Annotated in this window: 9 protein-coding genes and 1 pseudogene; 4 read left to right on the top strand and 6 right to left on the bottom strand. The window is 61.9% G+C overall.

Annotation, left to right across the window (positions count from 1 at the left end):
• Window positions 1–31 precede the first annotated feature (31 nt).
• The 4 genes from K368_RS0116465 to K368_RS0116450 all read left to right on the top strand — a co-directional run bounded on the left by K368_RS0116465 (window position 32) and on the right by K368_RS0116450 (window position 13,993).
• Window positions 32–1,471: an IS1182 family transposase gene (locus tag K368_RS0116465; RefSeq protein WP_027173282.1), complete on the top strand. Its 1,440-nt coding sequence runs from the start codon at window positions 32–34 to the stop codon at window positions 1,469–1,471.
• Between the two features lie 1,717 nt (window positions 1,472–3,188).
• Window positions 3,189–9,116, top strand: a complete 5,928-nt coding sequence (locus K368_RS0116460; RefSeq protein WP_155935196.1) for a peroxidase family protein — start codon at window positions 3,189–3,191, stop codon at window positions 9,114–9,116.
• Between the two features lie 117 nt (window positions 9,117–9,233).
• On the top strand, window positions 9,234–13,196 hold the full coding sequence (locus K368_RS0116455; RefSeq protein ID WP_027173280.1) for a peroxidase family protein: 3,963 nt from the start codon (window positions 9,234–9,236) through the stop codon (window positions 13,194–13,196).
• Between the two features lie 149 nt (window positions 13,197–13,345).
• The gene (locus K368_RS0116450; RefSeq protein ID WP_245259597.1) at window positions 13,346–13,993 is read left to right on the top strand and encodes an SDR family oxidoreductase; all 648 of its coding nucleotides are present in this window, start codon (window positions 13,346–13,348) and stop codon (window positions 13,991–13,993) included.
• Between the two features lie 574 nt (window positions 13,994–14,567).
• Here the strand turns inward: K368_RS0116450 and K368_RS26770 are convergent.
• From K368_RS26770 to K368_RS0116415, 6 genes and pseudogenes are all read right to left on the bottom strand, one after another.
• Window positions 14,568–14,771, bottom strand: a complete 204-nt coding sequence (locus K368_RS26770; RefSeq protein ID WP_155935191.1) for a hypothetical protein — start codon at window positions 14,769–14,771, stop codon at window positions 14,568–14,570.
• A 708-nt stretch (window positions 14,772–15,479) separates the two neighbouring features.
• Window positions 15,480–15,590: pseudogene (locus tag K368_RS26155) on the bottom strand (integrase); the annotation flags it as partial.
• A gap of 493 nt (window positions 15,591–16,083) precedes the next feature.
• Complete coding sequence (locus K368_RS0116430) at window positions 16,084–16,752, bottom strand: hypothetical protein (RefSeq protein WP_027173277.1); 669 nt, start codon at window positions 16,750–16,752, stop codon at window positions 16,084–16,086.
• 290 nt (window positions 16,753–17,042) lie between these two features.
• Complete coding sequence (locus K368_RS0116425; protein WP_027173276.1) at window positions 17,043–17,969, bottom strand: molybdopterin-binding protein; 927 nt, start codon at window positions 17,967–17,969, stop codon at window positions 17,043–17,045.
• Entirely contained in the window at window positions 17,966–18,784 is an 819-nt protein-coding gene (locus K368_RS0116420; protein ID WP_051440074.1) for a cytochrome b/b6 domain-containing protein, read from the bottom strand. Before K368_RS0116420 ends, K368_RS0116425 begins: the two co-directional genes overlap by 4 nt.
• 139 nt (window positions 18,785–18,923) lie before the next feature.
• A complete protein-coding gene (locus K368_RS0116415) occupies window positions 18,924–19,157 on the bottom strand; it encodes a hypothetical protein (RefSeq protein ID WP_027173274.1) in 234 nt (77 codons plus the stop codon).
• Window positions 19,158–19,167: the final 10 nt, after the last annotated feature.

The raw sequence follows: 19,167 nt of genomic DNA, 5'->3' as shown, positions 1-19,167 counted from the left end.
GTATCTTTCTTCGGGTCGACCGGAGGCTGGCATGGGACGGTTTATTGTCGGTGCCGAGCGTGATCAGACGACGCTGTTTCCGCCGTGTCTTGAAGACTGGATCGCCGAGGACAACCCGGTCCGCGTGGTCGAAGCCTTCGTGGATGCGCTGGATCTTGGCGCGCTCGGCTTCGCGGGCGTCGATGCGGCACGGACGGGACGACCGGGCTACCATCCGGCCGCTCTCCTGAAGCTCTACGTCTACGGATACCTCAACCGGGTCCCGTCGAGCCGACGTCTGGAGCGCGAAGCGGGCCGCAACGTCGAGGTCATGTGGCTGACGGGCCAGCTGTCGCCCGATCACAAGACCATTGCCGAGTTCCGCCGTCAGAACGGACCGGCCATCGGGCGCGTCTGTGCCCGCTTCGTCGCCTTGTGCCGCGAGATGGGCCTTCTGACGGGGACACGCGTCGCGATCGACGGCTCGAAGTTCAAGGCGGTCAACAACCGTGACCGCAACTTCACACAAGGGAAGCTCGACCGGCGCCGCCAGCAGATCGAGGAGAGCGTGTCGCGCTACCTCTCGCAGCTCGACACGGCCGATCGTCAAGATCCCATACCCGAACTGGCTGCCAAGGTGGTGCGGCTGAAGGAGAAGATCGCCCGCCTCGGGCAGGAGATGGAGCGGTTGGCCGGTCTGGAGGAGCAGATGAAGGCGGCGCCCGACCAGCAGATCTCACTGACCGATCCCGACGCACGATCGATGGCAACCAGCGGGCGCGGGTCGGGCATGGTGGGCTACAACGTCCAAGTGGCGGTCGAGACCGAGCATCATCTGATCGTGGCGCACGAGGTGACCAATGCCGGTTCGGACCGGGCACAGCTCAGTGGCATGGCAGTACGGGCCAAGCAGGCTCTGGAGACGGATACGCTCGATGCGGTGGCCGACCGGGGCTATTATTCCGGTGAACAGATTCTGGCCTGCGAACGCGCCGGCATCTCGGTCACGCTGCCCCGGCCGATGACCTCGGGCGCCAAGGCCGCCGGCCGTTTCGGCAAGGAGGATTTTCTCTATCGCCCAAAGGAGAACGTCTACCTGTGCCCGGCGGGCGAGACGCTGCCCCACCGTTGCACCACGGTGGAGAAGGGTCTGACGTTGCATCGTTACTGGACGAATGCTTGCTCGGCCTGCCCGATGAAAGCGGCCTGCACGACGGGCAAGGAGCGCCGGGTGACCCGCTGGGAGCACGAGGACGTGCTGGCGACGGTGCAGCGCCGATTGGACGGCGATCCGCTGGCCATGCGGGTCCGGCGCGAGACGGTCGAGCATCCCTTCGGCACGCTGAAGGCGCGGATGGGGGCCACGCACTTCCTGACCAAGACCCTGCCGCGCGTCTCGACCGAGATGGCGCTCCAGGTCCTCGCCTACAATCTGACGCGGGTTCTCAACATCCTGGGAAGCCGGATGCTTCTGGCGGCGATTCCCACCTGAGCGGGAGCATGGATCGCTCGCCGAAGAGGCCGGGAAACCGTCCAGGAGGCGCCCTCAACGAAAACTGGCCGTCTCCCGACCGCAAGAGCACGTTCGACGCGATGAACCGCGCATTCTCGCGAGACCCGAACGTCACCCGACCGCAAAAGCCGCAATCCCAGGGTTTTGACACGGCCTGGACCCTTAGCAGGCCTTGGGAAGTTCCGCTTTCAGGCCACCCAGCGGGACTGCGAGTATGACCGGGTTGGGTGAGTTTGCGACGGTCCGGTTTTGAGCGACGAGATCGAAGAAACGGACGTTCGAACGAGGGCCGCGAATCGACAGCTTTGCGCACATTGCCGCTGTCCAGCCGACGCTGGCAGCACCTCGATAGCGGACACTGCAGGAGTGAGGGCTTTGGATCCGGATCGTGCCGTGAACGGAAGTAGGTCGGCTACGCACAAACGGACGTTCGGTGTCACTTTTAAGAATGATGATAGCCAGGGCAAGCTGTTTCAAAAAGCAGTGCTGACGGCAGAAAGCGCTCACCCTTCCGCAAACTAATCGCACAGTCTTGCCCGCCGCCGAATCGCGCCAAAGCACCTCAAATGGAATAAAAATCGTCGGTAACAAGTTCCTATTAAATATATTTCTATGCAATAGATCTGTTGATTATTGTCGATTTAGAATGCCGTTAAAATTATTTTCCAGTTTCGAATTAACATACACTCTGCATTCGCTATAATATAATCATCGTTTTCGAATGATAACAAAATTCAAAAATAGAAGACCAATACAATCGATAACTGTTGATGCCATAATGAGCACAAAGAATCGATTTTTGATTTCTCACCTTCGTCCATCCTTCTCCCTTTTCCGGCGCAGACGAGGCGTGGCATCTCCAGTCTGAAAGGGCTGCGGCAACGGCATCCAATGCGTTGGCTGAGGATCCAGCCGTGGATCAAGGTTGTCTGGCATAGTGGAGTCGTTCCATCCATCGTCTGCCAGCCACGCCAAGGTAACCAATCCATTTGGGCAGGAAACAAGGAAATCCTCACCTGTCTTAGGTCTGGCTGTGTCGATCGGTTGCCAGTAGCCTATTGTCCTGTCCATCTTTGGTTACCCTCGATCTGTCAGCCGTCGGCGATGTCTGGAAACCACCTCTTTCGGCACCTCTACGATGATGCTTGCGTGCGGGCTCAGCCGTTAGATCAATTCGGTATTAGTGGCCGACCGCACTACATGCATAGCCGCGCGAGTGGCCGGCTCGCGCATGGGAAGCGCCAGCGATACTCTCGAGGGAGCAGGCCAATGCCGCCCCTTCAATATGCTCGGCATTAAGCACAATGCTCTGTCTCCCATCTATTTAGGGCTATATACCAAAATATGAGCTAGCTTATTTTTGTAAAAAGACGAATTAATACTGACATAGACATCTGTCGCAGCATAATTAGTGCATTTATATTTTTTAACTTCGTTTACAATCCTAATGTATAGGAATGTATTTGCGCGCTTTTCATTATTTATCTCCGTATGTTTAATCGCTCACGATAGCATGTGGGCCAGGATATTTTACAATTTTAGGCGGAGGAAAAATCGTAGATCGAAGATTTATTGCATCAAAACCGGATGTTTTCGACTCGGGGAGGGAGCAATGACTACGAGTTTCATTGTCAATCAAGATGATCTCAGCTTCATACTCAAGCAGATTAAGATCGCCGAGGCGCATGCTGGCGGCATGACTATGACGACCGCGATTCAATCGGTGTATGTCGGCCTGTCGAATGCGGACGCCGCCCTGACGCCGTACGGCCTGCGTACGGTCGACGGGCGAGACAACAATCTCCTCCAGCGCGAATATGGTGCCGCCGACAATCCGTTCCCACTTCTGCTCGACCCGGTCTTCGTGAACGACGACGACGGGGACACGATGCCCTTCGGTCCGGGCGCGCCCGTCATCACCAACACCGATTACGGGGAAACGGGTGATGTCGCCGACGCGGATCCGCGCATAATCTCCAACCTCATCGTCAACATGACAGTCGACAACCCGGCGGCCGTCGATGCTTGGTTCAACAATCCCCTGTCGCTCGCGGCCTTCGAAGCGGATCATCCTGGAAAGGTTCCGGTCCGCCCGGGAGTGTCACCGACGGGGAACGAGTTGGTCGTCACCAACGCGGACCTCGCGACGATCCCGAACCAGTCGCCCGATATCGGCCTGTCCCCCGGCTTCAACTCCTGGATGACCTTCTTCGGCCAGTTCTTCGATCATGGGCTGGACCTCGTCACCAAGGGCAATAACGGCACGGTCTACATCCCGCTGCAGCCCGACGACCCGCTCTACGTGCCCGGCAGCCCGACGAACTTCATGGCCCTGACACGCGCGACCGTGACGCGCGATGCGAACGGCGTCCCGCAGCATGAGAACACGACGACATCGTTCGTCGATCAGAACCAGACCTATACGTCACATGCTTCCCATCAGGTCTTCTTGCGCGAATACGAGAAGAACGCTCTCGGCCATGCGGTCTCGACCGGACGCCTCCTCGACGGGAAGGCGGCTGACGGATCGCTCGACGGTGCGATCGGCAACTGGGCCGAGGTCAAGGCCCAGGCGCTCGAGATGCTGGGCATCCGGCTCAGCGACTTCGATGTCCACAACGTCCCGTTGCTCAAGACCGACCAATACGGCCGCTTCATTCCGGGCGAAAACGGCTATGCGCAGATGGTCATGGCGCCCGACGCTCTGCACGACACCAACTGGTTTAAGGAAGGAATCGCCTCAGGCATCACCACGGCGGGGGCCATCGGCACTAACCACGCCTTCCTCAACGACATCGCGCATCACGCCGAGCCGGTCTTCGTCGATCACGACCACAATCCGACAACGGCAAAGCTCCGGCAGGTCGCCGACGACGACCGCCTCGATTTCAATGGCGACGGCGTCAGCAACGCGGCCGACCTCGCTGCCGGGGCGAGCGTCATCAGGGATGCGAACCAGAGCGGCGGCATCGATCTGGGCGACCTCGCGGATCTCAATCTCGACGGCGGGATCGATGCGGCCGATCTCGTGGCCGACGACCGGAATCCGCTGACCTACGACAACGAGATGCTCGACGCGCATTTCGTCACCGGCGACGGTCGCGGCAACGAGAACGTCGCCCTCACGGCGGTGCACTCCATCTTCCATTCTGAGCACAATCGGCTGGTGGAGGAAAACAAGGCCACGATCCTCGCCACCGGCGACATCAACTTCATTAACGAATGGCTGACGACGGACATCACGCAGATCCCGGCATCCACGGCGGGACTCGAATGGGACGGCGAGCGCCTCTTCCAGTCCGCGCGCTTCGTCACCGAGATGCAGTACCAGCATCTCGTCTTCGAGGAATTCGCTCGCCGTGTTCAGCCCAACGTCGATCCGTTCGTCTTCACCAACAGTGCCGACATCGACCCGTCGATCGTGGCCGAGTTCGCGCACGTGGTCTATCGCTTCGGCCATTCGATGCTCACCGGCACGGTGGACCGGCTCGAGAACGACCTGTCCACCGTCAACGGAGACGACGCCCAGGCGACCTTGATCGAGGCATTCCTTAACCCCCAGATGTATGTGGGCACGGGCCACGACCTCGCCGCCACGAACGGCGCCATCATCCGAGGCCTGACCCGTGACATCGGCAACGAGATGGACGAGTTCATCGTCCAGGACGTGCGCAGCAAGCTGCTCGGCCTGCCGCTCGATCTGGCAGCGCTGAACATCGCTCGCGCTCGTGATACCGGGGTCCCCTCGCTCAACGAAACCCGTAGGCAACTCTACACGGATTTCGGCGACCCCGATCTCAAGCCCTATACGAGCTGGGCAGATTTCGCCCAGCACATCAAGAATCCCACCTCGATGATCAACTTCATCGCCGCCTACGGAACCCATGCGACCATCACCGGCGCTACCACCGTCGATGACAAGCGCGTTGCAGCCATGGAACTGGTCCTGGGGGTGGACGAGAACGGAGGAGGTGTCGCGGCCGATAGGCTCGATTTCCTGAACGCGTCCGGCGTTTATGCCGGCGGCAGCCTCGGTGGTCTCAACACAATCGATCTCTGGATCGGCGGCCTGGCCGAGGAGCTGAACGAGTTCGGCGGCATGCTGGGGTCCACCTTCAACTTCGTCTTCGAATACCAGATGGAGCATCTGCAGAACGGTGACCGGCTTTATTATCTGAGCCGCACTCAGGGACTGAACCTGCTCAACAACCTCGAGCCGAACACCTTCACCGATCTGGTGATGCGCAACACCGATCTCGGTGAGCTCTATTCGACCCACCTCAACGGCTCGCTGTTCACCACGCCGGACCACATCCTCGAACTCGACCGCGGTATCGCTCAGGATGGTCTGGATCCGACCTGGGACAGAGCATCGCAACAGGCGATCGATCCCAAGGTCGTGCGCAGCTACACCGGCACCACGATCACCGTCGACGGTAAGGTACATGACGTCGGCGGTACCCTGAAGGTGAGTGGCGGCGAGCATTTCGTCCTCGGAGGGACCGAGGGCAACGATAGGCTCTACGGCGACAAAGGCATCGACACGCTCTGGGGGGATGGCGGCGACGACTACCTCAATGCCGGCATGGAATCCGACAATGTCTTCGGTGGCGATGGCGACGACATCATCGAGGATCCCTTCGGTGACGACGTGCTGCGGGGCAACCTTGGCAACGACGTCATCAACGGCGGCTCGGGCCTCGATCTGCTGTTCGGCGATGCCGGTCAAGATTTCATCATGGGTACCACCGACACCAAGGAGGTATTCGCCGGGCTGGGCAACGACTTCATTCTTGGCGGCAGCGCCCCAGACGGATTGATGGGTAACGAAGGCGACGATTGGATCGAGGGCGGCGAAGGCTTCGACGGACTTTCGGGTGAAAATTCGCAGCTCTTCTTCAACAGCACCATCGTGGGCCACGACGTCCTCAATGGTCAGGGCAACGATACGGACTACGACGGCGAGAACGGCGATGACATCATGGTCGAAGGGCCAGGCATCCAGCGTAATAACGGGATGGAGGGGTTCGACTGGTCGATCCACAAGGGCGATCCGACTGGGGCGGATTCCGATCTCGGCATCCGCGTTTTTGACAACCGAGAGAACATCATCCTGCGCGACCGCTTCGACTCCGTCGAAGGCTTATCGGGGTGGAAATTCAACGACATCCTGACCGGTGCCTCCAAGCTCGTGATCGGTGAGAATTTTGTCAACGTGCTCACTCAGGCGGGCGTCGACAGGATCACCGGCCTGCGCGGCCTCCTCGACGCGGCGCCGGGCCTGCCGAACGCCGTGGTCTTCGACCCGAGCGGAGGAGCCGGGATCGGTACGACGGGCGGCGAGATCCTTCTCGGCGGCGCAGGCAGCGACCTGATCCGCGGCAATCTCGGCAACGACTTCATCGACGGTGATGTCTGGCTCAACGTCCGGATCGCCGTTCACGCGAACAAGGACGGCAGTGGAGCGATCCTCCGCTACGCGGACAGCCTCAATGAGATTAAGGCCCAGATGTTGTCGGGGGCGATCAACCCCGGTCAGCTCGCCATCGTCCGCGAGATCGTCACAACCGGGGTTGGCGTCAATGACGTCGACACGGCCGTCTTCTCGGGCGACTTCAATGACTACACGATTAGTGGACCCGACGGCGGCGGGCGTCGCACCGTGACCGATACCGTCGGTACGGATGGCACCGACACGATTCGCAACATCGAGCGGCTCCAATTCGCCGATCAAACCATCACGATCAGCGGAACCAACGCGATCGCGACCGGGACGGTCACGATCAACGATGCGACGCCCACCGAGAAACAGGTTCTTACTGCGGCGGTTCTGAGCCTTAACGATCTCAACGGGATCAGGCCGGGCACCCTGGTGCTGATATGGCAGTCCTTCGACGGGACCGACTGGCGGGACATCCCCGGCGCGACCGGCACGACCTTCACGCCCGGTGACCTTCAGGCAGGTCAACCGCTCCGCGTCGTCGCGACTTTCCTAGACGGTCTCGGCGTTCCCGAACGGCTCACGTCGGAACCGACGGCCGCCGTCATCCCCGTCAACGATGCTCCGACCGATATCGTCGGGGGACCGCTGTCATCCGACGAGAACTGGGTCAACGGATCGGCCATCGGAAGTGTCGTCGGCGTCGACGTCGACACGACCGTGCTGACCTATTCCCTGCTCGACAATGCCGGCGGCCGCTTCGCGATCGACAGCACGGGGAAGATCGTCATCGCGGACCGGACGATGATCGATTTTGAGCAGGCGCCGAGCCATGACATCGTCGTCTCCGTCAGCGATGGATCGTTCTCCATCACAAAGACCTTCACGATCACGATCAACGACGTCGCCCCGGAATCGGTGACGGGCGATGGCCGGGCCAACATTATCCGGTCGGGCGCGGGCAACGACGTCCTCGACGGCCTTGGGGGGGCGGACATCCTTTCTGGGGGATCGGGGAACGACGTCTACTACGTCGATCAATTGGGCGACGTCGTACACGAAGTGGCCGGCGGCGGAACTGACAAGATCTACGCAAGTGGCAACTTTACCCTGGGGGCGGGTGAGGCGGTCGAGACCCTGATCGCCAAGGCGGGAAACCTCGGCATCAGCCTCGGTGGCAACAATCTCGCCAATACGCTCTACAGCGGTGCCGGCAACGACAGTCTGAGCGGCTTTGGCGGCAATGACATCTACTACGTCAACGGCCCCAGCGACACGGTGCATGAGGTGGCCGGAGGCGGGACGGACAAGATCTACGCGAGCGGTAATCTCACCCTGGGGACCGGGGAAGCGGTCGAGACCCTGATCGCCAAGGCGGGAAACCTTGGCATCAGCCTCGGCGGCAACCAACTCGCCAACACGCTCTACAGCGGTGCCGGTGCCGATACGCTCAGCGGCTTTGGCGGCAACGACATCTACTACGTCAACGGTGCAACCGACGTCGTTCACGAGGCGGCGGGTGGCGGAACCGACAAGATCTACGCCAGCAGCAACTTCACCCTGGGGACTGGGGAAGCGGTCGAGACCCTGATCGCCAAGGCGGGAAACCTCGGCATCAGCCTCGGTGGCAACGAGCTCGCCAATACGCTTTACAGCGGTGCCGGCGGCGATACCCTCAGCGGCAATGGCGGCAACGACATCTACTACGTCAACGGCGCAAGCGACGTCGTCCACGAGGTGGCGGGTGGCGGAACGGACAAGATCTACGCCAGCAGCAACTTCACCCTGGGGACGGGCGAAGCGATCGAAAACCTCATCGCCAAGGTCGGCGGCCTCAGCCTCAACGGCAACGAGCTCGCCAACACGCTCTATGGGAGTAGCGGCGCTGATCGTCTGAACGGCGGCCTCGGGAACGATACCCTGAAAGGGGGCGCCGGAAACGACACGTTCGTGTTCGCATCCGGTTTCGGATCGGACCGGATCGTCGGTTTCGATGCCGACTTGGCCGGTGGCCAGGACATCATGGACCTGACGGGCCTCGGGATCACGGCGGCCGACTTCGCCGGCGAAGTCTCGATCACTCAGGCCGGTGCCAACACCGCCGTCGTGATCGGGGCCGACACGATCCTGCTCCTCGGCGTCAACGCCGCCACTGTCACGCAGACTGACTTCCACCTGGCGTAGTCACGGCCAGTCGAACCTTCTGCGCACACAATAAGTATCGGTTGCTTATTTTGACTGATTGTCGCTGGCGAAAGCTGGCAAGTATCCCCGGCTGCCCAATTGATATGGAGTATTCCGATGGCAATCGCGCTTCGATCACAAGATCTATCCTTCCTCGACACGCTGTTCGACGAGGGTGATTTCAGGGCGATCAACGGTGAGGGCAACAACCTCGCGCACCCCTTCTGGGGCAACGCGGACCAGCCCTTCGTTCGCCTGACGGACGCTCATTACGAATTGGGGAGCATCAACGGCGTTCGGGTGACCGGAGCCAGCGGAGCCCTGCTCCCCAACGAGCGGGTGATCAGCAACGTCGTCTCCGAAGCCATCGACCAGTACGGCCAATCCGTCGAGATGCCGAATAGCTACGGCACCAATCTCCTCTTGATGTCATTCGGTCAGTTCTTCGATCACGGCCTCGATTTCTACGACCGTGGCGGCGGATCGCAGTTCGTCGATATGAGCGGCGTCGATGCGAAGCTCGCGCAGATCGCGGCCGCCAATCCCGGCCTGACCATTGATACGACGGACAACATCATCGCTCAGGGTGTTCCGCCGCAGCTGCAGTTCCTCATCGGCGGTCGCGCGGCGCGATACACGGTCGACACGAACGGCAACCCCATCCTGGACAACGTGGATGGAACCGAGCACCTGAACAAGGTCTCGCCTTTCGTGGACCAGAACCAGACCTATGGGTCGGAGCCCGGCATGACCTGGCTGCTTCGCGAAACCGCTAGAGATGCCAACGGCGCCGTCATCCGCGATACGGGCGGCCATCTCGTCAAGACGCATCATCTCCTCGACGGCGTGGAGGAGGTCGGCCCGGACGGCGTCGGCCGCGGTACCCTCGCGACCTACAAGGACGTTCTGCTCAACAACGGAGTCACCGACGCCGATATGGCCCATGCCTTCGATCTAGCGAGCGCGTCTGGGGGAGACTTCGCCGCCTGGACCTACCTGAAGAACGCGGCCAATTTCGTGGACTTCGCCGATATCGGCGACGGCAAGCACACGATCCTGCTCGGCGACAAGAACGATTTCGACACGTCCCCGCTCGACCGGAACGGCCAGCCCGATCCGAACTTCAGCTTGGAAAAGCTGCTGTCCTATTACATCGCCGGCGACCATCGGGCGAACGAGAACGTCGCTCTGACCTCCGTCCATACCGTGTTTCATCGGGAGCACAATTATCAGGCCGACCAAATCCGCGCGCTTCATCCCGAATGGAGCGCGGAGGAGGTTTTCCAGGCCGCGAAGGTCATCACGTCGGCGGAGTATCAGAGAATCGTCTTCGACGAGTTCGCCACCGCGATGTCCGGCGAGATCCCCGGTGCCGGCGACCACGGGTTCAGCGGCTATCGTGCGAACGTCAATGCCGCGATCTCCGAGGAATTCGCCGGTGCGATGTACCGCGTCGGTCACTCGATGATCAACGAAACGATTCCCTACGTCGATGGCGACGGCGTACTGAAGGAAGTGCCCCTCATCCAGGCATTTCTGAACCCGGCGATGTTCGCCGGCCAGGATCCGGCCCATCCGGGCGTAACGGGAGGGACGGCGGCGTTCCTGGCCGGGACGATGCAGGTGGCGCACGACCAGATCGACGAGAAGCTGGTCGAGGCCGTCCGCAGTCAGCTTCTCGGGCTTCCGCTCGATCTCGGTGCGGCCAACATCATGCGCGGACGCGAACTCGGGCTCTCCTCGCTGAACGAGTTCAGGGCCGAGGTGAGCACCGCAGGCACGAGTCTCGACGATCTCGGCCAGGCGTCCGACTATGCGGCGGGAGCGGGCGTGCCAAGCCTCGCGGCCTACCAGGACTGGAACGATTTCGGCGCCCACCTCCGCGGCAACGCCACGCAAAGAGCCCAGCTCTTGGCGCAGTTCAAGGCCGTCTACGGTGAGGACGTGATCGATCCCACCAGCGGCAAGATCAACGGTACCGGCATCAGCCATGTGAACGACGTCGATTTATGGATCGGCGGTCTCGCCGAAGCGCCCAGCGGCGGCAGTCAGATGGGGGCCACCTTCACGTGGATCTTCCAGGAGCAACTGGACCGGCTGCAGGAAGGCGACCGCTTCTACTACCTGGAACAGCTCGACGGCACGATGCTCGTCAACGATATCAACGCCCAGCATTTCTCGGACTTGATCGCCCGGAATTCCGGCATCACGCATGGCCACTGGGACACGTTCAAGGTGTCCGAGCAGCGGAACTTGGCGGCCGGCGAGGCAAACCGCGACTTCACCGGAGCGAGCGTGGCGGCGGGTGTCGCCCTCGTCCTCGTCGGCAACGATCTCGACAATCGTATTACCGGAACGTCGGGCGACAATTCGCTCTATGGCGGTGCCGGGAACGACATCCTGAGCGGAGGCACGGGAGGCAGCGACGCCCTCCACGGCGAGGGTGGAAACGACACGCTGAGTTCAGGGCCCGATACGAGGGACGATTTCCTCTACGGGGAGGACGGAGACGATACGCTGAACGGCAGTCGCGGCGATGACGTGCTGGATGGCGGCGAAGGCGCCGATACGCTCCGCGGCGGAGCCGGCAAGGACTTTCTAAAGGGGGGCGCCGGAGACGACTGGCTCACGCCGGGAGCGGGTCGCGATGCGGTGGATGGCGGTGACGGCATCGATACGGTGGATTATAGCGCCTCCGCGGCGGGTGTGAGGATCAACATGCAGGTCCGCAGCGGGCGCTTGTTGCCCGACGAGGCATCGGGAGGCGACGCCGAACGGGATGTGATCGTCAATGTCGAGAACGTGGTCGGCTCCGCGCTCGCGGATCAGATTGCCGGCGACAACCTCGCCAACATGATCGAGGGCGGGGGGGCTGGCGACAACCTGGAAGGTGGGGGCGGCATCGATACCCTGAGCTACGACCGCTCCAACGCGGGCGTCTCGGTCAATCTTCTCACACTGACTGCCAGCGGCGGCCATGCGCAAGGCGACCAAATCCACGGTTTCGAAAACCTCTTCGGCAGCGACTATGCCGACCGGCTCACGGGAACCAATCTGGCGAACACGATCACCTCGGGCCTCGGCAACGACATCCTCGACGGGCTCGGGGGAGCGGACACGCTCTCCGGGGGAGAGGGGAACGACATTTACTACGTCGATCAACCGGGCGACGTCGTCCATGAAATGGCCGGTGGCGGAACCGACAAGATCTACGCGATTGCCAGTTTCACCCTGGGGACCGGGGAGGCGGTGGAGACCCTGATCGCCAAGGCCGGAAACCTCGGCATCAGCCTCGGCGGCAACGACCTCGCCAACAGGTTCTACAGCGGTGCCGGGGCCGATACGCTCAGCGGCTTTGGCGGCCATGACATCTACTACGTCAACGGCGCGAGCGACGTCGTCCACGAGGTGGCGGGTGGCGGAACCGACAAGATCTACGCGAGCGCCGGTTTCACCCTGGGGACCGGCGAAGCGGTGGAGACCCTGATCGCCAAGGCAGGCAATCTCGGCATCAGCCTCGGCGGCAACGACCTCGCCAATACGCTCTATAGCGGGGCCGGTGCCGATACGCTCAGCGGCTTTGGCGGCAACGACATCTACTACGTCAACGGTCCGAACGACATCGTGCACGAGGCGGCCGGGGCCGGGACGGACAAGATCTATGCGAGCGGCGACTTCACCCTGCGGGCGGGTGAATCGATCGAGAACCTCATTGCCAAAGTCGGCGGTCTCAGCCTCACCGGCAATGAGCTCGCCAACACGCTCTTCGGGAGTAGCGGCGCCGATCGTCTGAACGGCGGCCTGGGGAACGATACTCTGAAAGGGGGCGCCGGAAACGACACGTTCGTGTTCGCGCTCGGGTTCGGATCGGACCGGATCGTCGGCTTCGATGCCGACCTGGCCGGTGGCCAGGATGTCATGGACCTGTCGGGCCTTGGGATCACGGCGGCTGACTTCGCCAGCGAGGTCTCGATCAATCAGGCCGGTGCCAACACCGCCGTCGCGATCGGGGCCGACACGATCCTGCTCCTCGGCGTCACCGCCGCCGCCGTCACGCAGGCCGACTTCCACCTGTCGTGACACGATCCGCTTCCTCTCGCTCCTCGGCGTGAGGAAGCTCGAATCGGCGGCATCGAGGAATCTATCACGTAACGTCCGCTGCACGGACGCGGCCAGGGGACCTGACCCTGATCCAGGTACCCCCCCCCCTCGCCGGCAAGGCGGCGCTCGTGACCGGCGGATCGCGCGGCATCGGGGCGGCCACCGTTCGACGCCTCGCCCGCGACGGCGCCGACGTCGCCTTAAGCTACGCCGCCTCGCGCGAGAGTGCCGAGGACATCGTCCGCGAGGTCGAGTCCCTCGTGCGGGAGGCACACGTCGCCCTTAGACGCCTCTTCATACTGGTCAACTCCGCGGGCGTGTTCGTCACCGGCATGGTTGACGATGCGAAGTCCGACCGCGCCGCGTTCGACCGGCAGCTCGACGTCAACGTCAAGGGCGTGGCCGCGGCGGTCAGGGCCACCGTGCCGCTGATGACGGATGGCGGCCGCATTGTGTCCATCGGCACGGTCCACTTCCCCTTTGCCGGCGCCGCCGACTACGTCGCCACCATGGCGGCGGTGGCGGCCTACATCCGCGGCTGGGCCCGCGACTTCGGGCCCCGCAACATCACGGTCAACGTAGTCCAGCCCGACGCGATCAACACCGACATGAACCCGCAGGACGGCCCCTTCGCCGAGACCCTGAGAGGCCTCGCCGCGCTCGGCCGCTACGGCCAGCCGGAGGACATCGCGGCGGCGGTCTCGTTCCTGGCCGGTCCGGACGCCGGGTACGTCACCGGCGCCACGCTGAACGTCGACGGCGGCCAGTCCGCCTGAACCTTCGATCCTTCGTTGCAAGAGACAAAATTATGCGGCCTTATGGAGCAAATGCACCAAGGCGTTTTCCCGCCTTGGTGGAATGGCGACTGTCTTTAAACCATTTGAGCGAATATTTACATCTAAAAATATTCGCTTGCAGCCTTTTGCACAGTTTTCCGCTTTCTACTGTCTCCGAATCACCATAAAGATAAGTGCTTCCAAGCGGAGCTTTGAGAGGGGCGCGCGATGGCTAGCCATTATTGCCTAGACCCGAATGATACCCTTTTACTGTCGAGAGTCCTTGTCGTTTTCGAGGGCGGTTACCCCGACATCAAATTGATGTCGGTAACGAACCGGCACAAAGACGACATTCTACCCAGACTAATGGTTGAGCAGAGGCGCGATTTGAAGCGCGAGATAGCCGCCTTCTATCGAAGCCCATCCAATGCCGCCGAGGCCTTGCCTCATCAGATGGCGAACGACGAACCACCGCCTTAAGTTCGGCTCAGGTTTCGGCCAGCGGCCTTCTGGGGACTTGGTGCTCTTCCCAAACAGAAGCGGCGGCACCTGAGATGCCGCCGTTCGTAGCTAGCTAGATGGCAGAGCGGCGAACCGCTTCCTCCTTACTGCCGGGATGAAGTCTGCCGAACTTGACGTCGGCAATACGCGCTTGGTTGACGTCGTAAGTCGCGGCAATCCGGCTGTAGATGTCGCTATCCATCAATCGAAGATGAACCTGCACAGCCTCATCAAACGTGAGGCGATGACTGGGGGGATGGTTTCGGGCTTTGGCCATGCGCGGCCTCCATTGGAGGCCTTGGAAAACTTGACACGGCGCTAGGCGCGCATAAAATGCGCGTGCTTATAACTAGCAGCCGCAAGTCCCCCAAGGCCTTTGCCGTTACGATGCATAGGCCGGGGTCTGAAGCCCTGGCCTTTGTCGTATCAGGACGAACACTTCGTCCTAATCAAAATATCCGCTGGCTCAACTAGAGAGTCAAATTGCCAGTCATTTTGTGGGGTTTTGAGGCACCGCCAGCGGCTTTTAGGAACGAAAGCCGCCATTGTAGGGTCAACAAGCGAATCGCTGCCCTGCGGCCATCCTGGCGGAACTCAAGTCAGTTCTAGTTTGGTTCTAGGCCTAGCATTCCTTAAAAAGCGCCCAAACCCGCACGCCCCGCTCATACCCGACCGACCGTATCCGTCCGCGCTTGTGAGCCTTGGACAGCACGTAAACGAGCTTGTGGGTGACGCCTCGGCCCAGGATAGGGTCAATCGTATCCCAGCCCAACGACTGCACGACGTAAGTGTGGATCGGCATCGAACTATAACCCTGGGCAAAACAGGACGTAATCCCTTATGAAAAATAGGAAATTTGCATCGAAGGTGAGGTCACGATCGGCGCCGATCGTGACCTCACCTACGGTGAAGATTGCGCGATGAAAGCAAAGACTTAGCGATAGATAATAGAGGGGGCATCGGCGGACGCTTTTTCACACTCGTGCTGCAGCCGGGTGCGGATCGCCCAGATGTGCTTTGGCTTGAACGGCGGTTTGGGACCGATGAGGCGGCCAAGGTTCCACGGTCGGCGGGTGGTGTCGCTGGTTGAAGGCATGATGGGACTCCGTTTTCGAGGAGCCATCAGCATCTCACCCCAACCGCAATCCGAACGTGCCACAGCTCTGCGCCAAGAGCGAATCTCAGCCCACCGCCCGGCAGCGGAAATTCAGTTTTCGATAAGCGACCGTCCGTTGTCGACCCTTCACAGACCCTCGCAAGGTCCGCTTAGGGGCGACTTGGTGGAGGATGACCTACGGCTGGGTTGGGTGGTTAGCAGTCGTTCCGGTATCGAACTGCTTGGTAGGGAAGCTGTCGTTCGGTTGCGTTGATGCTGCCCTGGGGCTGTTGAATCGAGTGCCCCGCGATGAGGGCGCGGGGCACTCAATGCCTGTGCGCGTTAGGCTAGATCAGTTGAGACGGGACGATCAAGCGTACTTATTCGGCTGCCATCTGGCGCACCGCCCCAGTCTTGAGAGCTCGGCTGCCAATGGCCGAGTCGCCGCTCTTGAGCTCCTTGATGCGAACCCACGTCATGCCCCGCATCGCCTTCACACCTGAGAGACGAACGACGCGGCCGCCAGGGTGATAAGGACGAAGAGGAAAGCACCGACCAGCACGGTAGCAAGCACCCGTGCGAACGCCGCCGCATGCCCGACGCTCGCACGAAGCGCGAACCAACGTGTCTCGACCGCGATGTACCAGGCAAACCCGACGGCGAGGGTGACGATTGTGACGATCAAGGCTGTCGGCGTCGCGTAGCGCACGCTCGTCATGGCGAGGTCGAACGCAAGTGCGAAGGGCGCTGCGACGTAGCATTGGCTGTAGAAGGGCGGGCGCAGCGTCTCCCGCGTTATCGTCTGGGCATCCCTGCGGACGCGCTGGACCGCCATCATAAGCGGGAACAAGCTGAACATGACGGCCCGCAAGAGAAGAAGGTTGCGCTGGTCCGCTAGCGGCCCGGTCAGCTCAGGCCCCGGCACTGTGAATCGTAGTTCAACGACATGCGCGATGATCAGCGTGAGGAACAGGAAGATCGGCGGACTGAGGGCGGCCGAGAACCGTGACTTCGGGTCCGCGGCAAGTTCGGTCTCGGCGTAGGCCATCATGCTGATGGGATGGCGAACGCACTTCCAGAACGTTAGCGGATAGAACAGGAACCAGGAGACAATTTCGTAGAGAAGCTCCTCGATGGACTTCAGGAGGTTCATCAGGTCCACAAACAGGGCTCCGTCGGCGCGAGGGGCAGGGTCGCGACAGTGATCCTACGGTCCGATGCCAACGTTGGATACGTCCGCTATGGGATCTGGCCCACCCGGTCTTGAAAGGCAGTGATGGATAGGGATACGTCCGTCCACTCTACGACCGGGTCGGGTGGGGTTCCGCCCGTCCGCTTCTGGACGGAGAATGGGGCTAACAGCCATTCTGATCGGCCAAGTTTTCATTGTCCGCCGCCGCCCGTAAGATGTTGATCGAGTTCACCTTTCGAAGCCGGCTGCACGCGAGCGGCTCAGATGCCCGCATACCAAGCGTAGCCCTGGTCCTCCCAGTAGCCACCCTTGCCCTCGCCAAAATGGGCGAAGCTCTCGACCACCTCGATGCGCATTACGTACTTGGCCTGCTTGTAGCCGAGGTTGCGTTCGACCCGTAGGCGCAGCGGGGCGCCGTTCGCGATGGGAAGCGCCTTGCCGTTCATGTCGTAGGCGAGGATCGTCTGCGGGTGGAACGCGTCCACGAGGTCGATACTTTCGTAGTACCGGACGGGCGTCCCGCCGCTGGCCGCGGTGTCCTTCGGCGCCTGCTGGCCGCCGGAATCCTTCCTACTCTCCCCTCCGCCCGACTGCTTGGTCATGGCCGGGTTGGTATTGCCGGCGGGGGGCGCCTCGTCGGTATCCTCACCGTCTCCGCCGCCTTCGAGCGCACTGCCCTGGTCCATGGTGTCCGCGCAATGAAACACCACGTAGCGCGCCTCGGGCTTCAGCTTGGCGCGGGACAGGAGGTCGGCGAGCGGCACGCCGGTCCATTTGCCGATGGCGCTCCAGCCCTCGACGCAATCGTGCCGGGTGACCTGGGTGCGGGCGGGAAGCGTGCGAAGCTCGGCCAGGGACAGCCGGAAGGGTACCTCCACGAGGCCGCCGACCTCAAGGTGGTACTTGGCGAACTTGCCCTTCGCCAGTGCCTTGTAGTCTTTGTCCGGCGGATCCTCGGTGCCGTTCGGCTTGAACCACGGCGAGATGTCGGACTCGGCGTATTCCGGCGCCAGCGTCCGGTCGGTCAGGAGCAGGCGTTGGACGAACAGGTTGGCGTCCTCGCCGGTCTTGAGCGTGCGCTGGAACCAGTCCGCGTTGCCTAGGCGGTCGCACCCGCGGAGCATGGCCGCCGCGGCCGTGGCGGACGCTCCCGTTAGGAGGGCACGTCGGCTCGGAAGGGAGTTCATGACCGGGGCTCCGCGGCGACGGCGACCGGCTCGACCTTGCGCTCGATCACGAACCAGCCGGTGAGCATGCCGCGCATGTTGTTCCAGAACCCGGAGAGCAGGACGAGTGCGACGTGCACGACGACGAACAGGACCAGCAGCGCCGCCACGACGAAGTGGATCGTACGGGCAGACTGGCGCCCGTCGAACAGGGTCAGCAGGAACGGGAAGGCCGCGTTCATCGCCGGCGACATCGCGAGCCCGGCCAGCACCTGAACCGGCAGGAGCACGAATAACACGACGAGGTAGGTGAGCTTCTGGATGACGTTGTAGCGCTTGGCCTCGTCGCCCTGGGGGAAGCGCAGCGTCAGGTGCTCCCACACCGACGCGCCGAAGTGCCGGACTTGGTCGCGCGACGGGATCACCCGGAACCGAAGCTGTCCGCTGACCAACCCGTAGAGGAGGTAGGCGAGCCCGTTCAGGACGAAGGCCCAGGCGAAGAAGAAGTGCCAGCTACGACCGCCGGTGAGGTCCTGGTCGCTCGGCAGGGTCGTCCAGGCCGGGAAGCCACGGTCGGCCGGCTCGCCGTTCGCACCGACCGAGGAGCCGAGCCAGCCGGTGGTGTCGAAGGTCGTTCCGAAGATCGTGGTGACGCCCTTGGGCCGGTCGTCCTCGGTGGAGGACATCGCCATCAGCGGCGTATCGAAGGTCGAGACGTTGCCCCAGTACAGAGCCGGATGGGCGTTGAAAATCTGCAGGCCGCTCATCAGCAGGACCAGCAGGCAGACGGCGTTGACCCAGTGCGTGACGCGGATGACGGCGGGGTGCCGGAACATCCAACGACGGCGCTCGACCTCGCCGGTCTCGGGCGCGGAACGGGTCAGGTAGGTGCTGGCCAAACGGTCTTCCTTGAAGTCATGGCCATCGGGGTGGAGGCCCCATGCCGGGGCCTCCGAAAGCGCATGGCGCTTAGGATCACATCCCGCGGTTCATCATCCGCTTCTTCATCATGCGGCGCTTCATCATGTTCTTCCGCATCATGCGCTTCTTCATCATCATCCGCTCGCCGCGGTCCATGCGGACCTGGGTGACGCCGCTCTCGGACTGCATGCCGTTGACGAACATCGGGGCGGCCGTGGCCGAACCGGCGGCGAGGGCGATGCCGCCGAGAGCGGTCAAGGCGGTCAGCGCAAGAGTGAACTTCTTCATGTAGGATCTC

The organism is Methylobacterium sp. 10, from assembly GCF_000519085.1.
Lineage (GTDB): Bacteria > Pseudomonadota > Alphaproteobacteria > Rhizobiales > Beijerinckiaceae > Methylobacterium.
This window is presented reverse-complemented; position numbering and strand designations above follow the sequence as displayed.